At 39.5% G+C, this 22,166-nt stretch carries 18 protein-coding genes; 2 read left to right on the forward strand and 16 right to left on the reverse strand.

The annotated features are described in order from the left end of the window. From E7L28_RS07225 to E7L28_RS07265, 9 genes are all read right to left on the reverse strand, one after another. Positions 1-1,557, reverse strand: coding sequence for an ABC-F family ATP-binding cassette domain-containing protein (locus E7L28_RS07225; RefSeq protein ID WP_004698505.1), 1,557 nt, complete (start codon positions 1,555-1,557; stop codon positions 1-3). Positions 1,558-1,647: 90 nt separating this feature from the next. Next, positions 1,648-2,808 (reverse strand): amidohydrolase, encoded by a 1,161-nt coding sequence (locus E7L28_RS07230; protein ID WP_004698442.1) that lies wholly within the window; start codon positions 2,806-2,808, stop codon positions 1,648-1,650. Positions 2,809-2,958: 150 nt separating this feature from the next. After that, positions 2,959-3,897, reverse strand: coding sequence for a S66 peptidase family protein (locus E7L28_RS07235; RefSeq protein WP_278457773.1), 939 nt, complete (start codon positions 3,895-3,897; stop codon positions 2,959-2,961). A gap of 121 nt (positions 3,898-4,018) precedes the next feature. Then, positions 4,019-5,620, reverse strand: coding sequence for a peptide ABC transporter substrate-binding protein (locus E7L28_RS07240; RefSeq protein WP_316691852.1), 1,602 nt, complete (start codon positions 5,618-5,620; stop codon positions 4,019-4,021). Further along, positions 5,617-6,435: a serine hydrolase gene (locus tag E7L28_RS07245; protein ID WP_316691850.1), complete on the reverse strand. Its 819-nt coding sequence runs from the start codon at positions 6,433-6,435 to the stop codon at positions 5,617-5,619. The genes E7L28_RS07240 and E7L28_RS07245 overlap by 4 nt, the downstream gene beginning before the upstream one ends. Positions 6,436-6,447: 12 nt before the next feature. Next, the gene (locus tag E7L28_RS07250; RefSeq protein ID WP_004695381.1) at positions 6,448-7,395 is read right to left on the reverse strand and encodes an ABC transporter ATP-binding protein; all 948 of its coding nucleotides are present in this window, start codon (positions 7,393-7,395) and stop codon (positions 6,448-6,450) included. Continuing rightward, positions 7,395-8,375, reverse strand: a complete 981-nt coding sequence (locus E7L28_RS07255; RefSeq protein WP_058948494.1) for an ABC transporter ATP-binding protein — start codon at positions 8,373-8,375, stop codon at positions 7,395-7,397. The genes E7L28_RS07250 and E7L28_RS07255 overlap by 1 nt, the downstream gene beginning before the upstream one ends. Next, on the reverse strand, positions 8,375-9,274 hold the full coding sequence (locus E7L28_RS07260) for an ABC transporter permease (RefSeq protein WP_008603497.1): 900 nt from the start codon (positions 9,272-9,274) through the stop codon (positions 8,375-8,377). Before E7L28_RS07260 ends, E7L28_RS07255 begins: the two co-directional genes overlap by 1 nt. Further along, positions 9,267-10,199, reverse strand: coding sequence for an ABC transporter permease (locus E7L28_RS07265; RefSeq protein ID WP_004695374.1), 933 nt, complete (start codon positions 10,197-10,199; stop codon positions 9,267-9,269). The genes E7L28_RS07260 and E7L28_RS07265 overlap by 8 nt, the downstream gene beginning before the upstream one ends. Before the next feature lie 135 nt (positions 10,200-10,334). Here E7L28_RS07265 and E7L28_RS07270 point away from each other — a divergent pair, with 135 nt between their 5' ends. Beyond that, positions 10,335-11,168 (forward strand): pyridoxamine kinase, encoded by an 834-nt coding sequence (locus E7L28_RS07270; protein WP_316691848.1) that lies wholly within the window; start codon positions 10,335-10,337, stop codon positions 11,166-11,168. Positions 11,169-11,189: 21 nt separating this feature from the next. Further along, on the forward strand, positions 11,190-11,774 hold the full coding sequence (locus tag E7L28_RS07275; protein WP_156696946.1) for a DUF805 domain-containing protein: 585 nt from the start codon (positions 11,190-11,192) through the stop codon (positions 11,772-11,774). A 128-nt stretch (positions 11,775-11,902) separates the two neighbouring features. Here the strand turns inward: E7L28_RS07275 and E7L28_RS07280 are convergent, their stop codons facing one another. The 7 genes from E7L28_RS07280 to E7L28_RS07310 all read right to left on the reverse strand — a co-directional run bounded on the left by E7L28_RS07280 (position 11,903) and on the right by E7L28_RS07310 (position 21,643). Beyond that, positions 11,903-13,072 (reverse strand): hypothetical protein, encoded by a 1,170-nt coding sequence (locus tag E7L28_RS07280; protein WP_004698486.1) that lies wholly within the window; start codon positions 13,070-13,072, stop codon positions 11,903-11,905. A gap of 285 nt (positions 13,073-13,357) precedes the next feature. Beyond that, positions 13,358-16,945 carry a thiol reductant ABC exporter subunit CydD gene (gene cydD, locus E7L28_RS07285; RefSeq protein ID WP_316711568.1) on the reverse strand — a complete coding sequence of 1,196 codons (3,588 nt, stop codon included), beginning with the start codon at positions 16,943-16,945 and terminating at the stop codon, positions 13,358-13,360. 199 nt (positions 16,946-17,144) lie between these two features. Continuing rightward, complete coding sequence (gene cydB / locus E7L28_RS07290; RefSeq protein ID WP_004698498.1) at positions 17,145-18,164, reverse strand: cytochrome d ubiquinol oxidase subunit II; 1,020 nt, start codon at positions 18,162-18,164, stop codon at positions 17,145-17,147. Then, on the reverse strand, positions 18,155-19,543 hold the full coding sequence (locus tag E7L28_RS07295; RefSeq protein ID WP_316691843.1) for a cytochrome ubiquinol oxidase subunit I: 1,389 nt from the start codon (positions 19,541-19,543) through the stop codon (positions 18,155-18,157). The genes cydB and E7L28_RS07295 overlap by 10 nt, the downstream gene beginning before the upstream one ends. 85 nt (positions 19,544-19,628) lie before the next feature. Beyond that, on the reverse strand, positions 19,629-20,060 hold the full coding sequence (locus E7L28_RS07300) for an RrF2 family transcriptional regulator (protein WP_215676134.1): 432 nt from the start codon (positions 20,058-20,060) through the stop codon (positions 19,629-19,631). Between the two features lie 219 nt (positions 20,061-20,279). After that, positions 20,280-20,774, reverse strand: coding sequence for a MogA/MoaB family molybdenum cofactor biosynthesis protein (locus tag E7L28_RS07305; RefSeq protein WP_004698458.1), 495 nt, complete (start codon positions 20,772-20,774; stop codon positions 20,280-20,282). An 8-nt stretch (positions 20,775-20,782) separates the two neighbouring features. Beyond that, on the reverse strand, positions 20,783-21,643 hold the full coding sequence (locus tag E7L28_RS07310) for a polysaccharide deacetylase family protein (RefSeq protein WP_278621906.1): 861 nt from the start codon (positions 21,641-21,643) through the stop codon (positions 20,783-20,785). Positions 21,644-22,166: the final 523 nt, after the last annotated feature.

Below are 22,166 nucleotides of genomic sequence, written 5' to 3' on the forward strand. Positions count from 1 at the left end.
CTAAACGATCTTTGTCGTCCAATCCTCAATATTCCAAATATCCGTAACCCAACCTTGATAAAATTCGGGCTCATGACTAACCAGTACAATCGTACCTTTAAAATCACGCAATGCTCGGCTCAGTTCTTCCTTCGCATATATGTCTAAATGGTTGGTCGGTTCGTCTAGCACCAACACATTGTACTTATTCTGCATGAGCTTACATAGGCGAACCTTTGCATTCTCACCACCAGATAATACGCGCATTTGAGACGTAATATGTTCATTAGTAAGGCCACAACGAGCTAATGCTGCACGCACCTCTGCATTGGTCATAGCAGGATATTCATTCCAAATATAGTCTAACGCTGTTTCAGAATTAGATGGCGTATCCTCTTGGGCAAAATAACCTACTTGTAAGAACTCACCTTTTACCAACTCACCACTAACAGGCTTCAATAAACCTAAAATAGTTTTTAACAACGTAGTTTTACCTAGACCATTGACACCGCGAATAGCAATCTTTTTATTTCTTTCAATTTGAAAGTCTACTGGTCTAGTTAATGGTTCATCATAACCTAATTGCAATCCGAAAGCCTCTACGATAAAGCGACTTGGTGTACGGCCTTCTTTAAAACCAAAGCTAGGTTTAATATACTCTTTTGGTTTTTCCAAGATTTCCATCTTCTCTAAGCGTTTAGCTCGAGAGTTCGCCATACCGCGCGTTGCAACGCGAGCTTTGTTACGTTGAATAAAGTCTTCCATACGCTCAATCTCTTGCTGTTGACGTTCATACGCCTTAGCAGCTTGCGCTTTTTTCACCTCGTAAGCAGCTTGGAACTGATGATAATCACCAGTATAACGCGTAAGCACCGCTTGTTCGATATGGTAAATAACATTAACTACGGAATTTAAAAACTCCATATCATGAGAAATCAAGATGAATGCATTTTCGTAATTTTGCAAATAGTTTTGCAACCATTGAATATGCTCTACATCAAGATAGTTTGTAGGTTCATCCAACAATAGAATAGTCGGTTTCTCTAGTAGAAGCTTTGTGAGCAAAACCTTTGTACGTTGACCACCACTGAGTTCTGTTACATCTCGGTCCAAACCGATATCCACAAGGCCCAAGCCTGCAGCCGTACGCTCAATAACCGCATCAATTTCATAGAACCCACGTTGCTCTAGAATCTCTTGCCACTCCCCAACTTGCTCGAGAAGCTTATTCATTTCATCTTCGGATACATCGCCCATACAATTGTACGCATTATTAATGTTTTGCTCCATCACGAATAAATCGTCAAAAGCGCTCTGTAACACATCGCGGATGGTCATGCCCTTTTCAAGAACAGCATGTTGATCCAAATAACCAACCGTTACCTGATTGGACCATTCAATTTTGCCTTCATCAGGCGGCAATTTACCTGTAATGATATTAAGAAATGTAGATTTACCTTCACCATTAGCACCAATGAGGCCTACATGTTCACCTTTTAACAAACGGAATGATGCATCATCTAAAATTTGTCGCGCTCCAAAACCATGGGTTACATTTGAAACGGTTAACACACTCATATCTATCTCCACCGGAATAAAAGCCGTCTTGTTGAAGACGGCTTATTTCATACTTACTTAAATATTATATCTATTGTACCTTTTTGACCTCTATATGTCAAAACTTAGGTAATCACGTAGCAAGGCATATCGCAAGGCTACAACAGCCATAATTTTAGCTCCTTTAATAGCTTGTGCCAATCCATAGTCAGAACCTGCTGCACAAGTGAATTCTGGCGTATGCGCTTCTAATCCCAAACCAATTTGCAACGTAGGCTGCGCCGTAGGCACTTCATAGGACACATTACCTACATCAGTACTACCATCAGCCTCATCATCAGGCAATATACGAGGTGTTTCACCAAACTCAGTCATCACATCCTTAAAGAGATCTAATAATCTTTTATCTTGACGCATATCCTTAAAGAGTGGCTCATAATGATGCATTTCAACTTGAGCACCATAGGATGCTGCAATCTCTTGAGCAGCCGCTTTGATAGCCGGCAAAATAATACCTTCTAAATCATCCACTGTACTACCACGAACAGTCATGCGAATCGTAGCCTTTGGTGTAACCACATTTGGCGCTGTACCTGCTTCGGTAAAAATGGCCCCCACAATAGCCCCTTTAGGAAAGGTTCTCTTTAACTCTTTTATTTTTTGATATAATTCTACCGCACAATCTAAGGCATTAATTCCTGAATCTGTTAAGGATGCAATATGACAGGAGCGCCCATGGAAGGTAACCTCTAGTGGGTGTGTCGCTAAGGATGTGCCCCCCACCTCATTTTCACCGCCAGGATGAATAATAAGCGCCGCCTCATAGCCCTTAAATAAACCAGCCTCTGCCATATATACCTTACCACCGATAGTTTCCTCTGCAGGGCAACCAAAGAAAGTCGTTCCCCAATCCTGTGGTGCACTTTGACTGAAAGCAACAGCAGCACCTAAGCTCATCATGGCAATAAGATTATGACCACAACCATGACCGAGCTCAGGTAAGGCATCATATTCTCCTAAGAATGCGATTTTATATTTAGCATTACCTCTATAGTCGGCTCTTAACGCGGTTTGTAACTCACGTATATCGGTGAGCCCTACTTGAGATATAAAATTCTGTTTTTCTAAGAATTGGTGAATTGCCTTTACTGCTTTATGCTCATTCAAGCCCAATTCTGGATTATCGTGTAAATATAAGGAAACAGCACGTAATTCCTGTGCCATACTATCTATGATGGCACAGGCACGAGCCTCTCGTTCTTGTAGTGTCATAACTCCCCTTATTATTATCTAATATCTTTGTTATCTAATATCTTATTCCCTAATATTTTATTACCTAATATCTCGGTAACTACTATTTTTATCTAATATCTATTTATCTGTTTGTCTGTTAACTAAAATCATTCACCTAAAAGCTCTTATCTATTTCGTATAAGGATGAACGATGATGGTATTAGAAATATATCTAAAGCTAATCGTCGCTCCTAGCGGTAAGGTTTGATGTGGTGAACCATGTCCCGTTGGCACATAGCATACAAAAGGATCTGGTAATTCTGGTTTTCTATTTTCCTCCATGTAGCGCAATGCTTCATAACCTAAGTCATAATCACGTTCATCTTCATCTCCTTCACAATCTGTAAAGGTGCCAATCACTAAGCCTTTAATGCGGCTCAACAAACCACTGAGGCGAAATTGTTGTAACATACGATCCAGCTTATAAGGAGCCTCCCCTACATCTTCAATAAATAGTAAGGTATCCTCCCAAGATTCATCCTCTAAAAAATAAGGTGTTCCTGACAGAACGGATAATATCGTCATATTACCACCACGCAAAATCCCTTCTCCTAGCTCGGTACCAATCGCACCTCTAGGAGGTTCTGGCAAAGGTTCTATGACTTTTAATTTACCTTCTAAAACATTAAATAATGCATCAATATCTGCCTTACGCTCTGCTTTAAAATCTACCCCCATAGGCCCATGATACGTAATAAGGCGACTGTATCGATTGATAGCCATATGGAGCGCCGTACAATCACTGTATCCAATAAAAGCCTTACGATACTTACGAATCGCTTTATAATCCAGTCGTTCTAAATAGCGCATCGTTCCATAACCACCCCGTAAAGCGAGCACCGCATCACAAGGAGCTGTAGTCATCATGTATTGAAACTCTGCGGCTTGCTCCTCAGGTGTGCCTCCATATAGCCCCTTTCGGCTTGCACTTTCACCCACAAGCACCTTATAGCCTTTAGCCTTACAAATTTCTTCTATTCTATGTAAATCTACATCGCTAGCACTAGCAGGTGCCATAATACCTATGGTCATTCCCGGTGCCAAACGTTTTGGTTCAATCCAGTCCATATATCCTCAGAAAATACCTGTTAACTTATAATATATTAATATTCCCATGCAACAAAAGACTAATATATTAATATTCCCATACAACAAAAGACGTACATCAGGTGTACGTCTTAAGTGTATCTTATTTGTATGCTTTTTTAAAGTCAACAAGTCCCAATGTGGTCCAGAAATAATTTTGAATTGTTCCATTTGTCACATATGGTTGTGTTGTAAAGTACAACGGCATAACAAGAGATTCATCAAAAATCATCTTTTCTGCTTCATGCATCAACGCATCACGAGCCGCCCCATTTGGAGTTGTACGAATACGTGCAATCAACTCATTATACTCATCACTATGATACTGACCATCGTTATCTTCAGCAGAGAATACCTCTAAAAAGTTTTGTGGATCGCTATAATCGGCAACCCAAGAAGCGCGAGCTACTTGGTACTTGCCAGCTTCACGGTCTGCCAAGAATACCTTTGTCTCTTGATTTTGTAAGCGTACATCTGCGCCAAATGCATTTATCCATGCATCTTGAATCGCTTCTGCAATAGCTTTATGTAATTCACTTGTATTATACAAAATCGTAATTTGCGGCAATGGACGATTCTTGCCATAACCAGCCTTTTTCAGGATTTCCTTGGCTTGCTCTACATCTTCGTATACGAGATAGCTACCAGCTTCACGGAAGTCTTCACGACCATTGCTTTCAAGCATACCATATGGTACGAACGCATAAGCTGGTTCTTTACCTCCTCTAACAATATTATTAACAATGTTAGCACGGTTGATAACCATAGAAAAGGCTTTACGTACATCTGGATCTGTGAAAGGTTCTGCTTTCACATTGAATACGTAATAGTAGTTACCAAGCATAGGTCCAATATGTAATAAGCCTGCTTCTTCTAAACGTTTTTGATCCGCTACAGGAGGCTCAACAGTCATATCAGCTTCGCCACCTTCAACTAAGGTGAGACGCGTACTTTGAGACTCACTAATAGGCCAATTCATTTTTTCTGTTTTCACAGATTCTGTATCCCAATAATTTGGATTCTTGATGAAATCCATTTCCCCATTATGCTTCCAAGAAAGCAAGCGGTATGGACCATTGGATACTATAGTTTCCGCATTGGCTGCCCAATTTTCATGAGCCTCTACTGCTTTTTTGCTCACTGGATAATAGCTATGAGACGCTAATAGTTTCAAGAAATAAGCTGTTGGATTTTCTAAGGTAACTACCAATGTATCCTCATCAGTAGCCTTAACACCAACATCTTCAGCCGTGGCTTTGCCAGTATTAAAGGCTTCGCCATTTTTCAATACATATAGCATGTATGCATTGTCCGCATGAACTTCAGGGTCTAATACGCGCTTCCAAGCGTATTCAAAGTCATAAGCCGTCAAAGGCTCTCCATTGGACCATTTTAAATTAGGTCGTAAATGGAAGGTATACTCACGACCATCATCGGAGATGTCCCAATTTTTAGCAAGTGCTGCTTCAGGTTCACTTTCATCATTCAAACGAACTAGACCGTCGAATAATTGAAGTTGAACCGTAGCCTCCGGAGAGGTAGTAGACTTTGCGGGATCCAATGTGGATGGTTCCTGCTCAATAACATAGCGGATTGTGTGTTCATCGATTGGTTGAACACCACGAGGGTACCCAAATACGAATAAGAGTACGCTCACCCCTAGAGCGAGGACCATGAGTTTTAACAAGTTTCGTTTATCCATCATGGCAATGCTTCCTCTACAAATTCTTTCATGATGCGCCCAACTCGAGCGCCTAACTCTTTACCTCGGTCATTATCGATATCGCTCATTAAAAGGATAAAACAAAAATGACCCCTAAATGTTTCTATTACACCCCCATCATGTTCTACACGATCAAGGGAACCCGTTTTATGGTGAAAGCGTATGCCTTCTCCCCAGTAAAATGGTAAGATATCACGGAATTGTTGGCGACCTAAGATATTCCACATTTCTCTGCCATAAGCATCTCTATCACGACATTCAAAAATGTGTTTATACAAACGAGCTAACGACATAGCTGTAATGTGATTATCACGACCTTCAGCTAGGGCGTTAAAGTCCATCATCATGCGATTAAGCTCCATCTCATCCACACCAAGCTTTTCTGCACGAGCATTGATATTTTCCATGCCGAGCACTGTGATGAGTAGATTTGTTGCGATATTATCACTAAGAACCATCATGAGACGGCATAACTCAAGATATGTAAAACTATGTTTACCAACTAACTCTTGTAGTGCGCCGCCACCTTCAACGCGTGGAGTTCTAGATAAAGGAACTGTATCATTAATGTCCAATTGCTCCGTACGAGCTAAATGAAAGACATATTCCATGATAAGTACCTTAATTAAACTCGCACTAGAATGTACAGTATTTTCACCTCTAGCTGCGATGAGTGTTGGTTCCTCTTCATCATCGAATTGTAGCACCGCATAAGATATATTCCCTGCTGGTGCCAATTCTTTAATGACTGTATCTAGTTGATGTTCCAAGGACTTGCCAACAATTAGTTTTTCCATACTATTCTCCCATTATATGTGCCAACATGCGATGCGGCGATCTGCCCAATCTCGAAGTGGCGGACGTTCTGTAAAACAACGACCTTCCGCTTCTGGACATCGACCACTAAACAGACACCCTTTTGGTGGGTCTAATGGATTTGGTGGATCCCCTTTAAGCGGTGCCCCAATTGGTGCATGTGGCATAACTGGACCATTTAAGGCCGTCAATGCACGGGTATACGGATGCTGAGGGAATTCATATAAGTCCAATGCAGGACCTTCTTCCATGACGGCACCTAAATACATAACAACCATACGATGACTAATGTAGCGCACCATATTTAAATCATGAGAAATAAAGAGGTACGAAATACCATGTTGTTCTTGTAACCGTTCTAGTAATGTCATAATTTGCACTTGGATAGATACATCTAACGCAGAAATCGGCTCATCACAGATGATACATTGAGGCTCCATAATAAGAGCCCGTGCAATGCCGATACGTTGACGTTGCCCACCAGATAGTTCATGAGCATAACGCTCACCAAATGACATATTTAAGCCAACTTGGTCAAGCACCTCTTTTACACGAATCACGCGATCTCGAGGTGTATACTTTGGATCCAGTTCTAAAGGCTCCTCTAAAATCGCATTAACCGTAAGCCGCGGATTAAGGGATGCATAAGGATTTTGAAATACCATTTGCATCACCGGGTGAACAGACTCTCTATCCACATAAGGGTTGATATGTCGACCATTCATATAAATAGAACCAGATGTAGCTTGATATAAACCCATCAAAGTGTAACCAAATGTAGATTTACCACATCCAGATTCACCTACGATACCTAGGGTTTCCCCTGGTGATTGATATAGACTCACGCCTTGTACGGCGTGTACCGTTTGTTTTGGCTTAAATAAGCCGCCTGACAGGGTGAACTCTTTAACGAGATTGTCAGTCTCCCATACGTAACTCATTAAAGTCCCTCCAACTTAGCTAACCAACATGTAAACTGGTGACTTTCACCAACATTTGTAACCATCGGAACCCGACTACCGCAGATTCGCATAGCCCATTTACAACGAGGATTAAATGCGCATCCACGAGGTAAATCAAATAGATCAGGTGGTTGACCTTCAACAGCCTTCAATTCGCCGTGCCATTTACCTTGAGGCAATGCAAGCAACAGCCCCAAAGTATATGGATGACGAGGCTCGCTAAAAATACCATCTACTGTAGCAGACTCAACACATTTACCTGCGTACATAACCATAACCCGATCACAAATTTGAGCAATAACACGTAGGTTATGAGAGATAAAGATAATCCCTATGCCAGCCTCTACGGCTAATGTTTGCATAAGGCGCAAAATTTGTGCCTCTGTAGTAATATCAAGAGCTGTTGTGGGCTCATCACAAATTAAAATCTTGGGACGACCGGCCACTGCCATAGCAATACATACGCGTTGACGCATTCCACCGCTCAACTCATGAGGATATTGAGATAACCGGCGTTCCGGTGTAGACAGCCCCATCTTCTTCAATAAATCGATGGCAATGGCCCTTTCATCGTAATCTTCACCATACGCATTTGTACGATGGATAACCTCATACATTTGCTCTCCAATGGTCATGATAGGATTCAAGGAGGTCATAGGATCTTGGAACACCATGGCAACCGTCGTACCACGAAGTTCATTCCAATCATCTTCAGTAAATCCTAAACAATCATGACCATCAATCATGAATGTATCCGCTTTAATTTTAGTTTTACCATATGGCAATAAGCCCATTAAAGAGTTAACTAAAACGGATTTACCACACCCAGATTCCCCAACTATACCTAAAATCTCACCAGGGTATAAAGAAATATCTTGATTGCGAATAACTCGCAACGGACCTTGGAAGGTATTGATGGTAATGGATACATTACGTACATCAACAATAGCATTATTCATTATCTATCTCCTTCCTTAGGGTCTAATACATTACGTAAACCGTCGCCAAAAAATGCGAAACCAAGCATGGTAATACTAATAGCAACAGCTGGGAAAATCAATTGGAACGGATAAGAGCGCATGCTACTAATACCTTCAGAAGCTAGTACGCCCCAGCTCGCCATAGGTGCATTTACACCTAAGCCGATAAAACTAAGAAATGCTTCTGTAAAAATAGCCTCAGGAATGGCCAATGTTAAAGTAATAATGATCGGTCCTACACAGTTTGGTAAAATATGACGTAATAAAATTCGACGCTTAGGAATACCCATAGCTTCTGCTGCAATGATGTATTCTTCGTTTTTAACTTTCAAAATTTGGCTGCGTACGATACGGGCCATATTAAGCCAATACGCAATCCCCAACGCTACAAAAATAGAGATTAGCCCAGGTCCAAGTACAACCATCAATAAGATTACGTATAGTAAAAGTGGAATACCATACAAAACATCTACGATCCCCATCATGATACGGTCTACCTTGCCACCTATATAACCCGCAATGCCGCCATAGGCAACGCCAATCACAAGATTAATAAAAGCTGCTACAAAACCAATGGTTAAGGAAATACGAGCGCCGTACATAACACGTGTATAGATATCACGGCCCAATGTATCCGTACCAAACCAATGGCTAAAGCTTGGACTTTGGTTCGCATCAATTAAGGATTGGTCCGCATAGGTATAAGGTGAAATAAGTGGACCTAGAATAGCAAGCACCATCATCACAATAATGATGGTTGCACCAACTACAGCTAAACGATTTACCTTAAATCGTTCCCATTTACTAGGACGTTTTATAAAGCTAGTAATCTCTTCTTGAGGGGCTCGTTCAATAGGTAAAAAGTCTTCCTTATTCATCTGTCCCCTCCTCCGTTGTAACTCGTGGATCGATTAATGGATAAATCATGTCCACCAAAATATTAAGAAATACTACAAGCGCACTATAGAAAATCGTAATACCAAGAATAACCGTATAGTCTCGGTTATAAATAGATGTTACAAAATACTGACCTAGACCAGGAATCGCAAAAATTGTTTCTACGATAAAGCTGCCTGTTAACAAACTAGCTGCCAATGGACCTAAGTACGTAATAACTGGCAAAATTGCATTGCCAAGGGCATGACGTGTCAAAATGGTCCAAGAACCTAGACCTTTTGCGCGAGCTGTACGAATGTATTCTTGTTGATACACGTCAAGTAAACCACTGCGCGTTAAGCGAGCAATAAATGCCATCGGTTGCGCTGCTAATGTCAACACAGGTAACACCATGTAAGAGGGGCCACGCCATAAGGCTACCGGGAACCATCCCAATTCAAAGCCTACTATGTACACAAGAACAGCACCGATAATAAATGTTGGTACCGAAATCCCTATTGTAGATAATACAGTTACCGCATAATCTACAATGCTATTAGGTCTCATGGCACTAATCGCACCAGCTGTAATACCACCAACTATAGCTACCATTAAAGATAATAAACCAAGCTGTGCGGAAATTGGGAATGCATCACCAATTATATCGTTTACACTACGGCCTTCATATTTAAATGATGGGCCCAAGTCACCTGTAATGACGCCACCTAAATAATCTCCATACTGTTTCCATACAGGATCATCGAGATGATATTTAGCCTCGATACTTGCTTTCACCTGAGGCGGTAATTTCTTTTCTGTTGTAAAAGGCCCACCAGGTATCGCATGCATTAATGCAAATGTTACGGTAATGATGACCCATAAGATTATGATTGCGCCACCTAGGCGTCGAAATACATACCTCGTCATTGTCACTTTCCTCCATAAAAAGTCTATTCGTTTTATTATACTACATTATGAAGTTAATTTCATGATTAACATCATTACATTTACAGAAAGGCTCACATAACGTACAATAAAATATATGATTATTTGGAGGTGTCTATGATAGCAGTACCTAGAGTTTTAACAATTCAAGACATGAGCTCTATCGGACGCTGTGCCCTTACCGTTATGATTCCTATCATCAGTGCCATGCGCTGTCAGGCGGTTCCTTTGGCGACAGCGGTACTAAGCAATCACTTAGAGTATCCACACTATGAATTCGTTGATTTATCTGCTCATATGAGAGATTTTATGGACTGCTGGGATAAAAATGAAATTGACTTTCACGCTATCGTAAGTGGATTCTTGGCATCACCAGAACAAATTCACCTCGTTGAAGAAGCAATCGATCGATTTGCCTCTAATGGTCAGATGGTTATCGTCGATCCCGCAATGGCCGATGATGGTCGCCTCTATTCCATTTATACTCCTGATATGGTTGTAGCTATGCGCCAACTTGTATCTAAGGCCCACATCGTAAAGCCAAACTATACTGAGGCTTGCTTCTTATTAGATATTCCATTCTCGACAGACCCTATTAGTGAGGATGAATTGCGCAAACGGTGCAAACAATTACATCACATGGGGCCTGAAATGGTTATCATGACCAGTGTTCCATCGGAAACGCATGCGGTCATTGCCGTCTATAATGGTCCTACAGACCTTTTAAAAACATACTCTATTCCTCTAGTACCTGTAAAAGCTACAGGCACAGGAGATATTTTTACTGCTGTATTATCAGGTGCAGTAATGAGAGGATATTCACCTTATGATGCGGCAGAACTGGCAATGAATTTTACTACCAACGCGATTCAAGCAACATTAGATACAGTACAATCGCTAAAACATGGAGTCGCATTTGAGTTAGTTTTGCCAGAATTAACTCAACTATAAGCTATAAATAAAGGGGAACTTATGGATTTACTTTATGTTGTATTAAGAACACTGCTCATATGTACCATCGGTTTACTCATTGCATTCCAAGGACGTCGCATGGGTTTATCGATTTTTAACTTAACGGGACGGTTAAATCGACTACAATTTATCATATGCTTCATCGCTTTAATGATTTTATTTCATATTGTCCACTACATCGATAACATATTCTTAGACTTTGTTGTATCACTACCAGCATATTGGTTGACTAGGGTCATTATTTGGCTCTTATTGGCAACCCTCTTTCCTTTATCTTGTGTCTTATTTGGCCGTCGTATTCACGACATCGGCTTCAATGCATGGGCAGGAATTCTTTGGTCGGTAATTATGATCTTCATTAATACTTACTCAGCTGTCTCTCCATTCAATTACATGCTAGAGCTTTTTATATGGCTCATCGGCTTCCTATTCTGGGTATTACCAGGACAACCTGAGCCTAACCAATACGGTAATCCTCCATTTATGCCTGTAAATCAGCCAACATATGAATCCGTACAAACTCCTGTATCAAGCAAAAAACAAGAAAACCGCAAGCCAGCTCGAAAACGTCGTAAAAAACGATAACCAAAATTAATAACTTGTAATCAAAAAAACGTATCTCTCATTGATATGTACCCATTTTATTGGATATCCAGTAAAGGTGGGACATATCACATAGAGATACGTTTTTATATTTTATATTTCTTACAACATTAATTCATTAGTAACATCAACTCAATCAATGTACACCCGATATAGGCAATAATAAACTTAACCTTTTGTTTACGCGCTCTATCATCATCTGCAATTTTAAGACGATTTGCAAGGAATCGTTTATCTCGAATTTGCAACAAGAGGTGTTTAATTCGCTCCTGGCTTTCATTTGCTGTATCCTCATCACAATCAGATGTCAATGTAGCTTGTTGCATGAAGATACGACGATGTAGTTTACGCATTTGGATTTTGATATTGTTATGTACAAACGCACTTTGCCACTGTTTGCGAGAATCAAAATACATATACAGATATCGCGGAATATTCATAACTAAGAAGGAAATGATAAAAATCCCTAAGGAAATCAAAAAGTACGTAGAAAATGAGAATTCCAGTGTTTCCGTCGGCAAGTAATGATGCAAGATAACAAATGTAATCCATACACCAATCGGCAACAAAAGAACAGCCGCAATATCAATCGATCGAAGCCAGCTAGTGCGAGTTGGTACATCCGGTACTGTAAAAGTATCTACAGGATCATGGAACGCATAGTAATCTAACTGCAACACAGATTGACTGGTACGCGGGTTTCCCAACAAAACAGGTCCATTGCTACCAATATGGCGCTCAGGCATAGGTATGAATTTCTTCACTTGCGTATTAGGTAATAAGTCAAACTGAATAATCCCTTTCTTCTCAAAGCGTACAGTAGATCCTTTTTCTCCCAATGCAATAGGGTTAAAGAATATACCAAAGAGACTGAGACACCAGTTCCCCAACAAGTGTAAAATGGAGTTCAAAATAAACCCACCTGTATCTATATTATTTGTATCAAGTCGAATTGCAAAAGATGATGAATAATCATCAAACCATAAATCCTCTAAGGTGAATTCCACATTAATCACATTCCCCCATTTTGTAATAATGGATAGGAATATTTGATTGTTTGGTTCAAATTCAAATGTTATAGCATAAAAGAACCAATGATTGCGAAGAGCGGCACGCAACATGCGATTAACCATATCTTCTTCTATATATAGCAAACGATGGTCAAACAAATCTTGTTCTAAAGGCGCTTTCTCTAATACAGGTGCCTTATCCACCACCGCATCACGATCAGATAATGCTTCATCCACCAAAGCTCGTAATTTGGTGAAGATTTTAGTCATAACCCCTCCAAGGGTGAAAAAATAGGTTTTAATATAAAAATTATACCATATGTTGCATGATTTATCGATAAAAGTATACTACATATACTATTAAATATAAATATAACTAAAGCCCCTTTTTACATAGCAAAAGGGGCTTTATTACTGTAGTTTAATATTGTTCCTATTATAATTTAATATTCATAATAAGTCTTAAATATAGGTCTTAAATTGCAACATGAAATTAAAATATTATCCAATCTACAATCAAGCATTTATAATAGATACTTTTATTGATATTTAGTTTTATTGAATACTTGCCATAGATAAATAACAGTATTCATAGAAACGCCCTCGAAGAACTATCAATTCTTCATACGTTCCATCTTCAACAATTTGACCTCTATCCATAAATATAATTCGATCCATTTGTTCTAAACCTTCCAATTGATGCGTAATATATAGACATGTCTTACCATCTACATAATGCATCAAATCACGATGCAAGGCTTTTCGTGTTACTTGATCTAAACCCTCTAAAGGTTCATCTAATAAAATAATTTTAGGATTGCGTAAGAACAATCTAGCTAATGCAATTCTTTGACGCTCGCCACCACTCAAACCTTGTCCTCCACTACCTACAATCGTATTCATCCCCTCTGGTAATTTTTCGACTACGGAACGCAATGATGCGCGATTAATGGCTTGCTCTAAGTCTTCTTTAGACGCCTCAGGTCTAGCAAAACGTATATTGTCTTTAAAGGATGCATTAAAAATATACGTATCTTGAGTTATAGTTCCCAATGCATTACGCCAAGTATCAATTGAAATATCTTTCAACTCCACTGCACCTATACGAATGGAACCACCATAATCATATAGTCGCTCAAGCATATTAAACAATGTCGTCTTGCCAGATCCACTAGCACCAACGATAGCAATAGATTGTCCTTGTTGAATATGTAGTCTGAGATTCTCATAAATATGGCGATATTCATCATAACCAAAGGATACATCTGTAAAAATAATATCATCATTAGGATTAAATGATTTTGGTGATATAGGATCTACAATAGATATAGGTTCATTACTGAGAGCCATGAGACGACTTATAGCAACTTTACTTTCTGCACCATGATGAACTGCCGCGATCATAGGTTGTAACGCTTCAAACCAAGCCTGCGTACCAATGGCAGCCACCGCTACCATAACACTGGCCCAAGCACCTGTTAACGCATTAGAGGCCATAATAGCTACAATAACTACAGTTAACTGAACACCGCCTATGAATAGTGTATTACCCATATTCATGCCACGCTCAATAGTACCTTTTCGAGCATCTACATTACGCATCATATGCTGAATACGCTTATATACCATTTCTTCATTGCCATAACTAATCACATCTTCCAGGCTATCCATAGTATCACTTAAAAGCGCTTTATAATCACCTTGTTGGGGCCCAATCGCACGTAAAGATTGTTTATTATGTGCATAAACGACCAAAGGTAGTATTACACCTAATATAAAGGCCGACAAAAGAATTGGCGTAATCAAGCTATTGTCGATCGTAGAGGCTCCATATGCAATCAATACAGTCAAAGCAACAGCTGCTACAGGTGGAATCAAAATGCGCAAGTAGAAGAATTGTAATACCTCTATATCCCCCATGATGCGTCCCAACATATCACCCGCCCCAAACCTTTTGAGTATAGCAGGTGCCAATGGTTCCAAATGAGCATAAAACCACAAGCGCAGGCCATAAAGGCCTTGAAAGGCCATGCGATGAGATGTATAGCGCTCAAAATAACGACATACAGCGCGACTAACACCGAAGAATCGAACGCCTACGATTGCAAGGCTCAAATACGTGAGCCCTGGTTGCAATGCGGCAGATGCCAATAGCCAAGAGGATACTGTTAAAAGCCCCACATTCATGAACACTGTTAAGAACGTAAATAGCAAGGCCAATACTAATGACCACTTAGCGGGACTCAATACAGAAAACAACAACTTCCAACCTTGTAAGCCCATATTAAAACCTTTTGCATTATCTTTAAGGTTCTCAGTATATTTAACAGATTTATCAAAATGCTCTGTGCTATTGATAGGTGTATCTATGTCCAATGTATTCTCTGAATTAAATTGTTTTTCAATATACAACGGTTCTTCAAGAGTTGCTGAAAATTGACCTAACCCAGATGTAACAAGTTCTTTAAAATACCCATCTTCTTGAAGTAGGTCATGATAAGAACCTTCTTGAATAATTAATCCATTTTTCAAGACATATAGTTTAGATGCCCAGTGCATAGTTTGTAAGCGATGTCCAATAATGATAACAATCTTATTTTCCATCAAACGCTGGATAGCTGCACTTATAATGGATTCTGTTTTTACATCTAGATGTGCTGTCACTTCATCAAGAATCAACACCTGACCCTTTCGGAGGAATGCACGAGCTAAAGCAATACGCTGTCGTTCACCACCACTAAGGCCTAAACCACCTTCTCCAATAACCGCATCAAGCCCATCTTGTTGTCGATTAATAACATCTAATAGTTGAACCTCTTTGCAAGCATCGAGAATATCTGCATCACTTACATCCATACCAAAGGATAAAACCTCTCGTAAGGACCCTTTCATAATATGTGGATGCTGAGACACGTAGGTAATTTGCTGACGCCACCAGTCAATATCTAAATCACATATATCAATGCCATCAATAGTAACTGTTCCTTTCGGAGCCTGCAAAAATCCACCAACGATATGGGCAATAGTAGATTTACCAGCTCCACTTTCACCAACTAACATGATAGGTACATTACGCTCAGCCTCTAGTGTGATATGATGTACCCCATTTTTACTATTTTTATAGGTAAAAGTTAAATCTTTAATTGCGATCTCTTGTATAGATTTCTCAAGTTTAGAATCACCACCTACTGGTAAGGACTGCGGACGATTCATAAATTCTTCGTATTTCAGAATAGATGTTTTACCTGCCATCCCCGTATGGAAAGCAGCCCCCAACTGTCTAAATGGGGTATAGAACTCCGGCGCTAACAACAAAATAAAGAAGGCTGAAAAGAATGTAATTTCACCATCTAATAAGGTTAGGCCTAAATATACCGCAATCAAAGCAGTACTTATAGTACTCACTAATTCAAGTACTAATGCAGATAAAAAGGCTACGCGCAACACTCGTAAAGTAGAATCTTTAAACTCTTGAGATAATCGGCCAATAACCTTAATTTGATCTTTTGCACGACCAAAGAGTTTTAGTGTAGTAATCCCTTGCAATACGTCTAAAAAATGCCCTGATAGGAAGCTCATACGCTCCCATTGTTCCTTATTTAATCGATCAGCTTGCTTCCCAATTAAGATCATAAAAAATGGAATTAAAGGCACTGTAACGATCAAAATAACACCGATAATTGGTAAAGTATCTACAATGGCGATTCCCATAATAAGTGGAATCATAATAGCGTATAAAATCTGCGGAATGTAACGAGCCACATATGCATCAACTTGCTCTAAACCATCGGTAAGCATATGGATGACATCGCCATGACGTTCCTTATGTTGTACACCAAGCTTAAACATATGGGCCAAAGAGCGTTCTCTAAAGGATGCTTCTACAGCACTCCCCAAGTGATTTGCCACTGCCTCTTGAACGTAATGTGCCACCAATCTCATAACAATAGCTACAAACAAATAAATGATGGTGTTCATTTCATCAGCTAGTGTATGTTCCAAAAATATAAGGTTATTTATTAAGGTTCCAAAGAACCAAGCTTGCCCAACAATTGACAGACTTTCTATTAAACAGGTTAAACCGAGTAATCCAAGCTGTCCTTTATGTTCTAGCAGCGCTTTAAATGCGGTATGCTGTATCATACTATCCTCTATGGTAAATCTACTTAAATATATAAAATCAAACAAATTTAAATCCCTATAAATAGGCCTAAAAAGTCCAAACGAATCTAAATTTATCAATATTATAATCATCTTACCACAAAAAAGAGGCGTGCCGCTACGGCACGCCTCACATTAAGATTTAATTTTTATAACTCACAAGAGGTATAAGGCTATTCTATTAATAGTGTAAATCTTTTTCTGTTACACGATGACGGAATGTCCAATATACCCAAGATTGGTAAACCAATATGATTGGCACAAATACGAATGCTACACAAGTCATCAAAGTCAACGTGTAAGTAGAGTTAGCTGCATTAGTAATAGTCAAGCTCCACTCAGGATTCAAAGAAGAAACCATAATGCGAGGGAACAAACCTGCAAAGTATGCAGCCGTTACAGAAATAACGGATAAAGAGCTAAATAAGAAGCCCAATTTTGTATTACGAGTACGTGCTGCGCCCCAAGAAATGAGGAAGAACACGATAGTTAATGCAAAGCAAACTACAGCTAATACAGAATTAAACAAATCTGTATATAGGTAAGTTGCACCTACCAATGCTAATGCACCGATAGCTGTAGGAACACCTACTACCAAGGATGCAGCACGAGCGCGTTCAGAAATAGCACCAGCGGTTTTAATAGAAGTAAATAGGCCACCATGGTATGTAAATACTAAAATGAACGCAATACCACAAAGTATGGTGTAAGGGCTTAATAAATCAAAGAATGTTCCAACATATGTCATACTTGCATCAATTGGAGTACCTTGAATCAAGTTACCTACTGTAACACCCCACAATAATGCAGGAATCAAGGAACCAAAGAAGATGCAGTAGTCGAATGTTTTACGCCATAACAAATTAGGGCTTTTAGAACGGAATTCAAAGGATACACCACGAATAATAAGAGCTGCAAGCATCAAGAATAGAGCTAAGTAGAATCCACTAAATAATGTAGCATACACATGAGGGAAGGATGCGAATAATGCACCTCCGGCAGTAATCATCCAGACCTCATTACCATCCCACACAGGACCTAAGGCATTGATCATTTGTCGACGTTCAACATCAGTTTTACCAATGAATGGTAACAAAATACCAGTACCATAGTCAAAACCTTCTAATAAGAAGAAGCCAGCGAATAGTACAGTAATCAAGATAAACCATACCACTTCAAGGTTATTAAAAATTAATTCCATAATCTCGCCTCCTCTTTTTCAACTACATCATGAGATGGGTTGCCATCCGGACCTTTTTTAATGTGTTCTACAGCAAGATAAATAGCCGCGATAGCAGCCACGATATACACAAGTGTAAAGCCGATGATTGTAGTCATAATTTCTGGAGCCGTTACGGATTTAGACGCACCATCTGCAGTCAATTGCAAACCATATACAAGCCATGGTTGACGACCTGCTTCCGCTACAAACCAACCAGTGGAGTGAGCGATAAATGGCAATGGCAACATCCAGAACATAATTTTTAAGAATGTGCGGTTTTCAACAAGTTTATCTTTTGCATTTAGGATAAGACCTACAAAGGCAACAAGTAACATAAGAGAACCGGATGCTACCATGACACGGAATGTCCAGAAGATTGCTGGAACATCTGGAATATAGTTGCCAGGGCCATATTGAGCCTCCGCTTTTGCTTGAAGGTCTTTGATACCTTCTACCTTACCAGACGTAAAGGAGTTTTGAGTCAAGAAGGATAAACCACCAGGAATTTCAAGAGCATTTGTATTCTTTTGTGCCTTAGTATCAATGTTAGCTACTAAAGAGAATGGTGCTGGATCTTGTGTTTCCCACAACGCTTCCATAGCAGCCATTTTCATAGGTTGTACTTTTGTGATGTACTGACCTTGGTGATGACCAGCTAATGCGCCTAAAGTACCGAATACTAGAGCGATAACCATGCCCCATTTAGCAGAGCGACGGTAGAACTCTGTCGCATTATTGCGTAATAAGTGCCATGCACTGACTGCCATAATAATTACGCCAGCTGTTAATAAACCATTCAATACAATATGGAAAAATTGTCCAGGTACATAGCCATTTTGAACGATGATCAGGAAATTTTCCATCTCTGCACGGCCATTGCGTAATACAAAACCTACAGGATGTTGCATAAAAGAGTTTGCTACAAGAATCCAGAACGCAGATAGATTTGTACCTAATGCTACAAATGTAGCTACAAGGGCGTGAACACATTTATGTAAGCGATTCCAACCGAAAATCCAAACGCCCATGAATGTAGATTCCAAGAAAAATGCCATTAATGCTTCAAGAGCCAATGGAGCGCCGAAAATGTCCCCCATAAAACGAGAATATTCTGCCCAGTTCATACCGAAATGGAATTCCTGAACAATACCAGTCACCACACCCATAGCAAAGTTAATTAGGAACAATTTGCCCCAGAACTTAGCCATTTTTTTGTATACTTCTTTACCAGTCGACACGTAGGTCCACTCTAAAGCAGCAACAATCACTGTCATACCTAGTGTGAACGGCACAAATAACCAGTGATAGATAGATGTTAGCGCGAATTGCAATCGGGCTAAATCTACAGCTTCAAACATGTGTTTTCCTCCTTAGAATAAAATACTAACATCACTTGACGAGCTTTTACAAAAAACCTTGCATCATTGCGACTATAAAAAAAGCTCAAGCCTCAGCGATAATCAACTGTTCTCGTTGGGCAAGATTCTTAAAATTAACCGCTTCCAACTGATTGACCAATTGATGCTGAATCACGCCCATTGCTTCATTTATAGCACAATGCCCCTTACAAGACTTAGAGCAAGAACCTACATCATATAAACAACGTTGTAAATACGCATCCCCTTCTACGGCTCTAATTACATCAAGCAACGAGATCTCTTGAGGGCTTCGATTCAGGGCAAACCCACCATCTACCCCTCTGAAAGATTTCATAATTCCTGCTGCAATGAGACTACGCATAATCTTGAGCAAAAAGCGTTCTGGAATCAACTCATGCTCAGCCAATACAGCACCAGTTATCTTCGATCCCGAAGGTAATAGCGCCATATGCAAGACCATGCGAAATGCATAATCCGTGGCCTGATTTAACTTCATAAAGTCTCCTTTCTCGTGCACTCGGACAAACGTATTACTAAATCTAGTATAAATGAAATAAAACAATACTGCAATGGTATTGTTTTAAACAAGATAAATTAATTCACTTACTTCTCATGCTCATATTCTTTGGATCAATTACCTACTTTTATATCCATCAAATATTGATTGTCATCATATATAAAAAGACTGCTCTCAAAAGAACAGTCTCCATATATATTATTTTGTAATTTCTCGCACCAAATGGCCCATTTCAGGAATGATGAGTTTGCTCATCGCTAAGGTGACGGCCCCAACAGAGCCAGGAATAGAAAACATCAAAGTGTTATTCTTAACACCAGCTTCTGCACGAGATGCCATTGCTTTTGTTCCAATATCCTCCGTATAGGATAAATATCTAAAGATTTCACCAAAACCTGGAATATGCTTTTCATATAAGCTATTTACAGCCTCGATGGTAACATCTCTCATAGCAATACCAGTTCCCCCAGTAGATATAATGACATCAATAGACTCATCATTACACCATGGAGTCATAGCATTTATTATAGACTCACAATCATCAATTACAATTTTGCGATCTGCTACAATATGATTTGCTGCTTCCAAAAATTCTTGAACTTTGTTGCCTCCTTTATCAGTTTCTAATGTACGAGTATCAGATACAGTTAATACTGCAACACGTAATGGTCTTGCTACAACTTCGTAAGACATAATTCCTCCTAAAATAAAGGCATAATAGACGCTAATATCGGCCATCCATTGTCGCGTAATGTATCACGCAATGCCCATGTATACTTAATAAGCGGTGCACAATGTAGGCGCAACCAAAAAGATAAATACGGTGTATCTCCTTGGAATACAGCTAGTCGATTTAGAGCATATAAATTATCCCCTGGCTTTACTGTCCCTGGTTGGACAGTGAAAGCCATTTTATACCCAGACTGTTTAGTAACATATTGAACGAGCATATCATTAAAACCACCAGGATAGGCCAAGTAACTAATAGGTTCTCCTAAGATACCTTCCATAGATGTTTTACCACCGAGAATGGCATCAGGCAATTCCGTAGGATCCATATGAGTTAGTATCTTATGATGATTTGTATGCCCTTGAATGTCAAAACCAGCAGACTCCATTTGGTGCATTTGTGCAGTATTTACAAAACCAGGCGTATTGGCAGCGTCACTAATCATGAACAAAGTAGCTTTCATATTATATTCTTTTAATATAGGCAGTGCATGTTCATAATTATCCACATAACCATCATCAAATGTTATTACTATAGGCTTCTCTGGTAAATCCGAACCATTTTGTAAATAATCATACAACTGATTCAATGTAATCGTATTATACCCATGATTATGGAGGTATTCCATCTGCTCCTTAAACTGATCCACATGCAATGTTAAAGCGGAGTGTTTCTCATCATTTATTTGATGGTAATTAAGTACTGGTACACCATATAACTTGTAATCTGAAGACAGACCCCACATAACTCCAATAGAAACCGCTAAGATTGCAATACATATTGCAATACAATATAACAACTTTTTAATGCAGCTCTTTCCATATTTATACATATAAAATAATCACTCCCATCGACTTACATACACAATGAGAATACCATATTTTTAATAAAAGTATCAAGAAAATAGACGTATAAAAAAAAGATCATTTTTTCTACAACTAAACTTAAATTCCTATCAATGCTCATTGTAGATTTACCTTCACTGCTCCGCAGTTCTGTACAGCTTACGTTCGGAAAAAGGTGATGTGTGAGCCCCATACGTCGTTTAATCCTAATTACTTTTCCCTTGTCCTACTTGCTTCCTCACTGTGGATTTTCCTTCACTGCTTTGCAGCTCGGTAAATCTTACGTTCGGAAGAAAGCGATGCAGTGAATCGGTCGTCGTTTCACTTCTCCATCTTCTACTGCCCTGCTTTTACTGCCCTGCTCACCAGGTACCCTGGGAGGATAGGAAGCCATACAACAAAAAAAGACACACCCTCAGGTGTGCCTTTACGTCAATCAGCGGCTTCCTATCCTCCCAGGCCGTCTCCAGCCAAGTACTTTCGGCGTTTATGAGCTTAACTACTGTGTTC

It is taken from the genome of Veillonella parvula (assembly GCF_032575955.1).
Lineage (GTDB): Bacteria > Bacillota > Negativicutes > Veillonellales > Veillonellaceae > Veillonella > Veillonella parvula_J.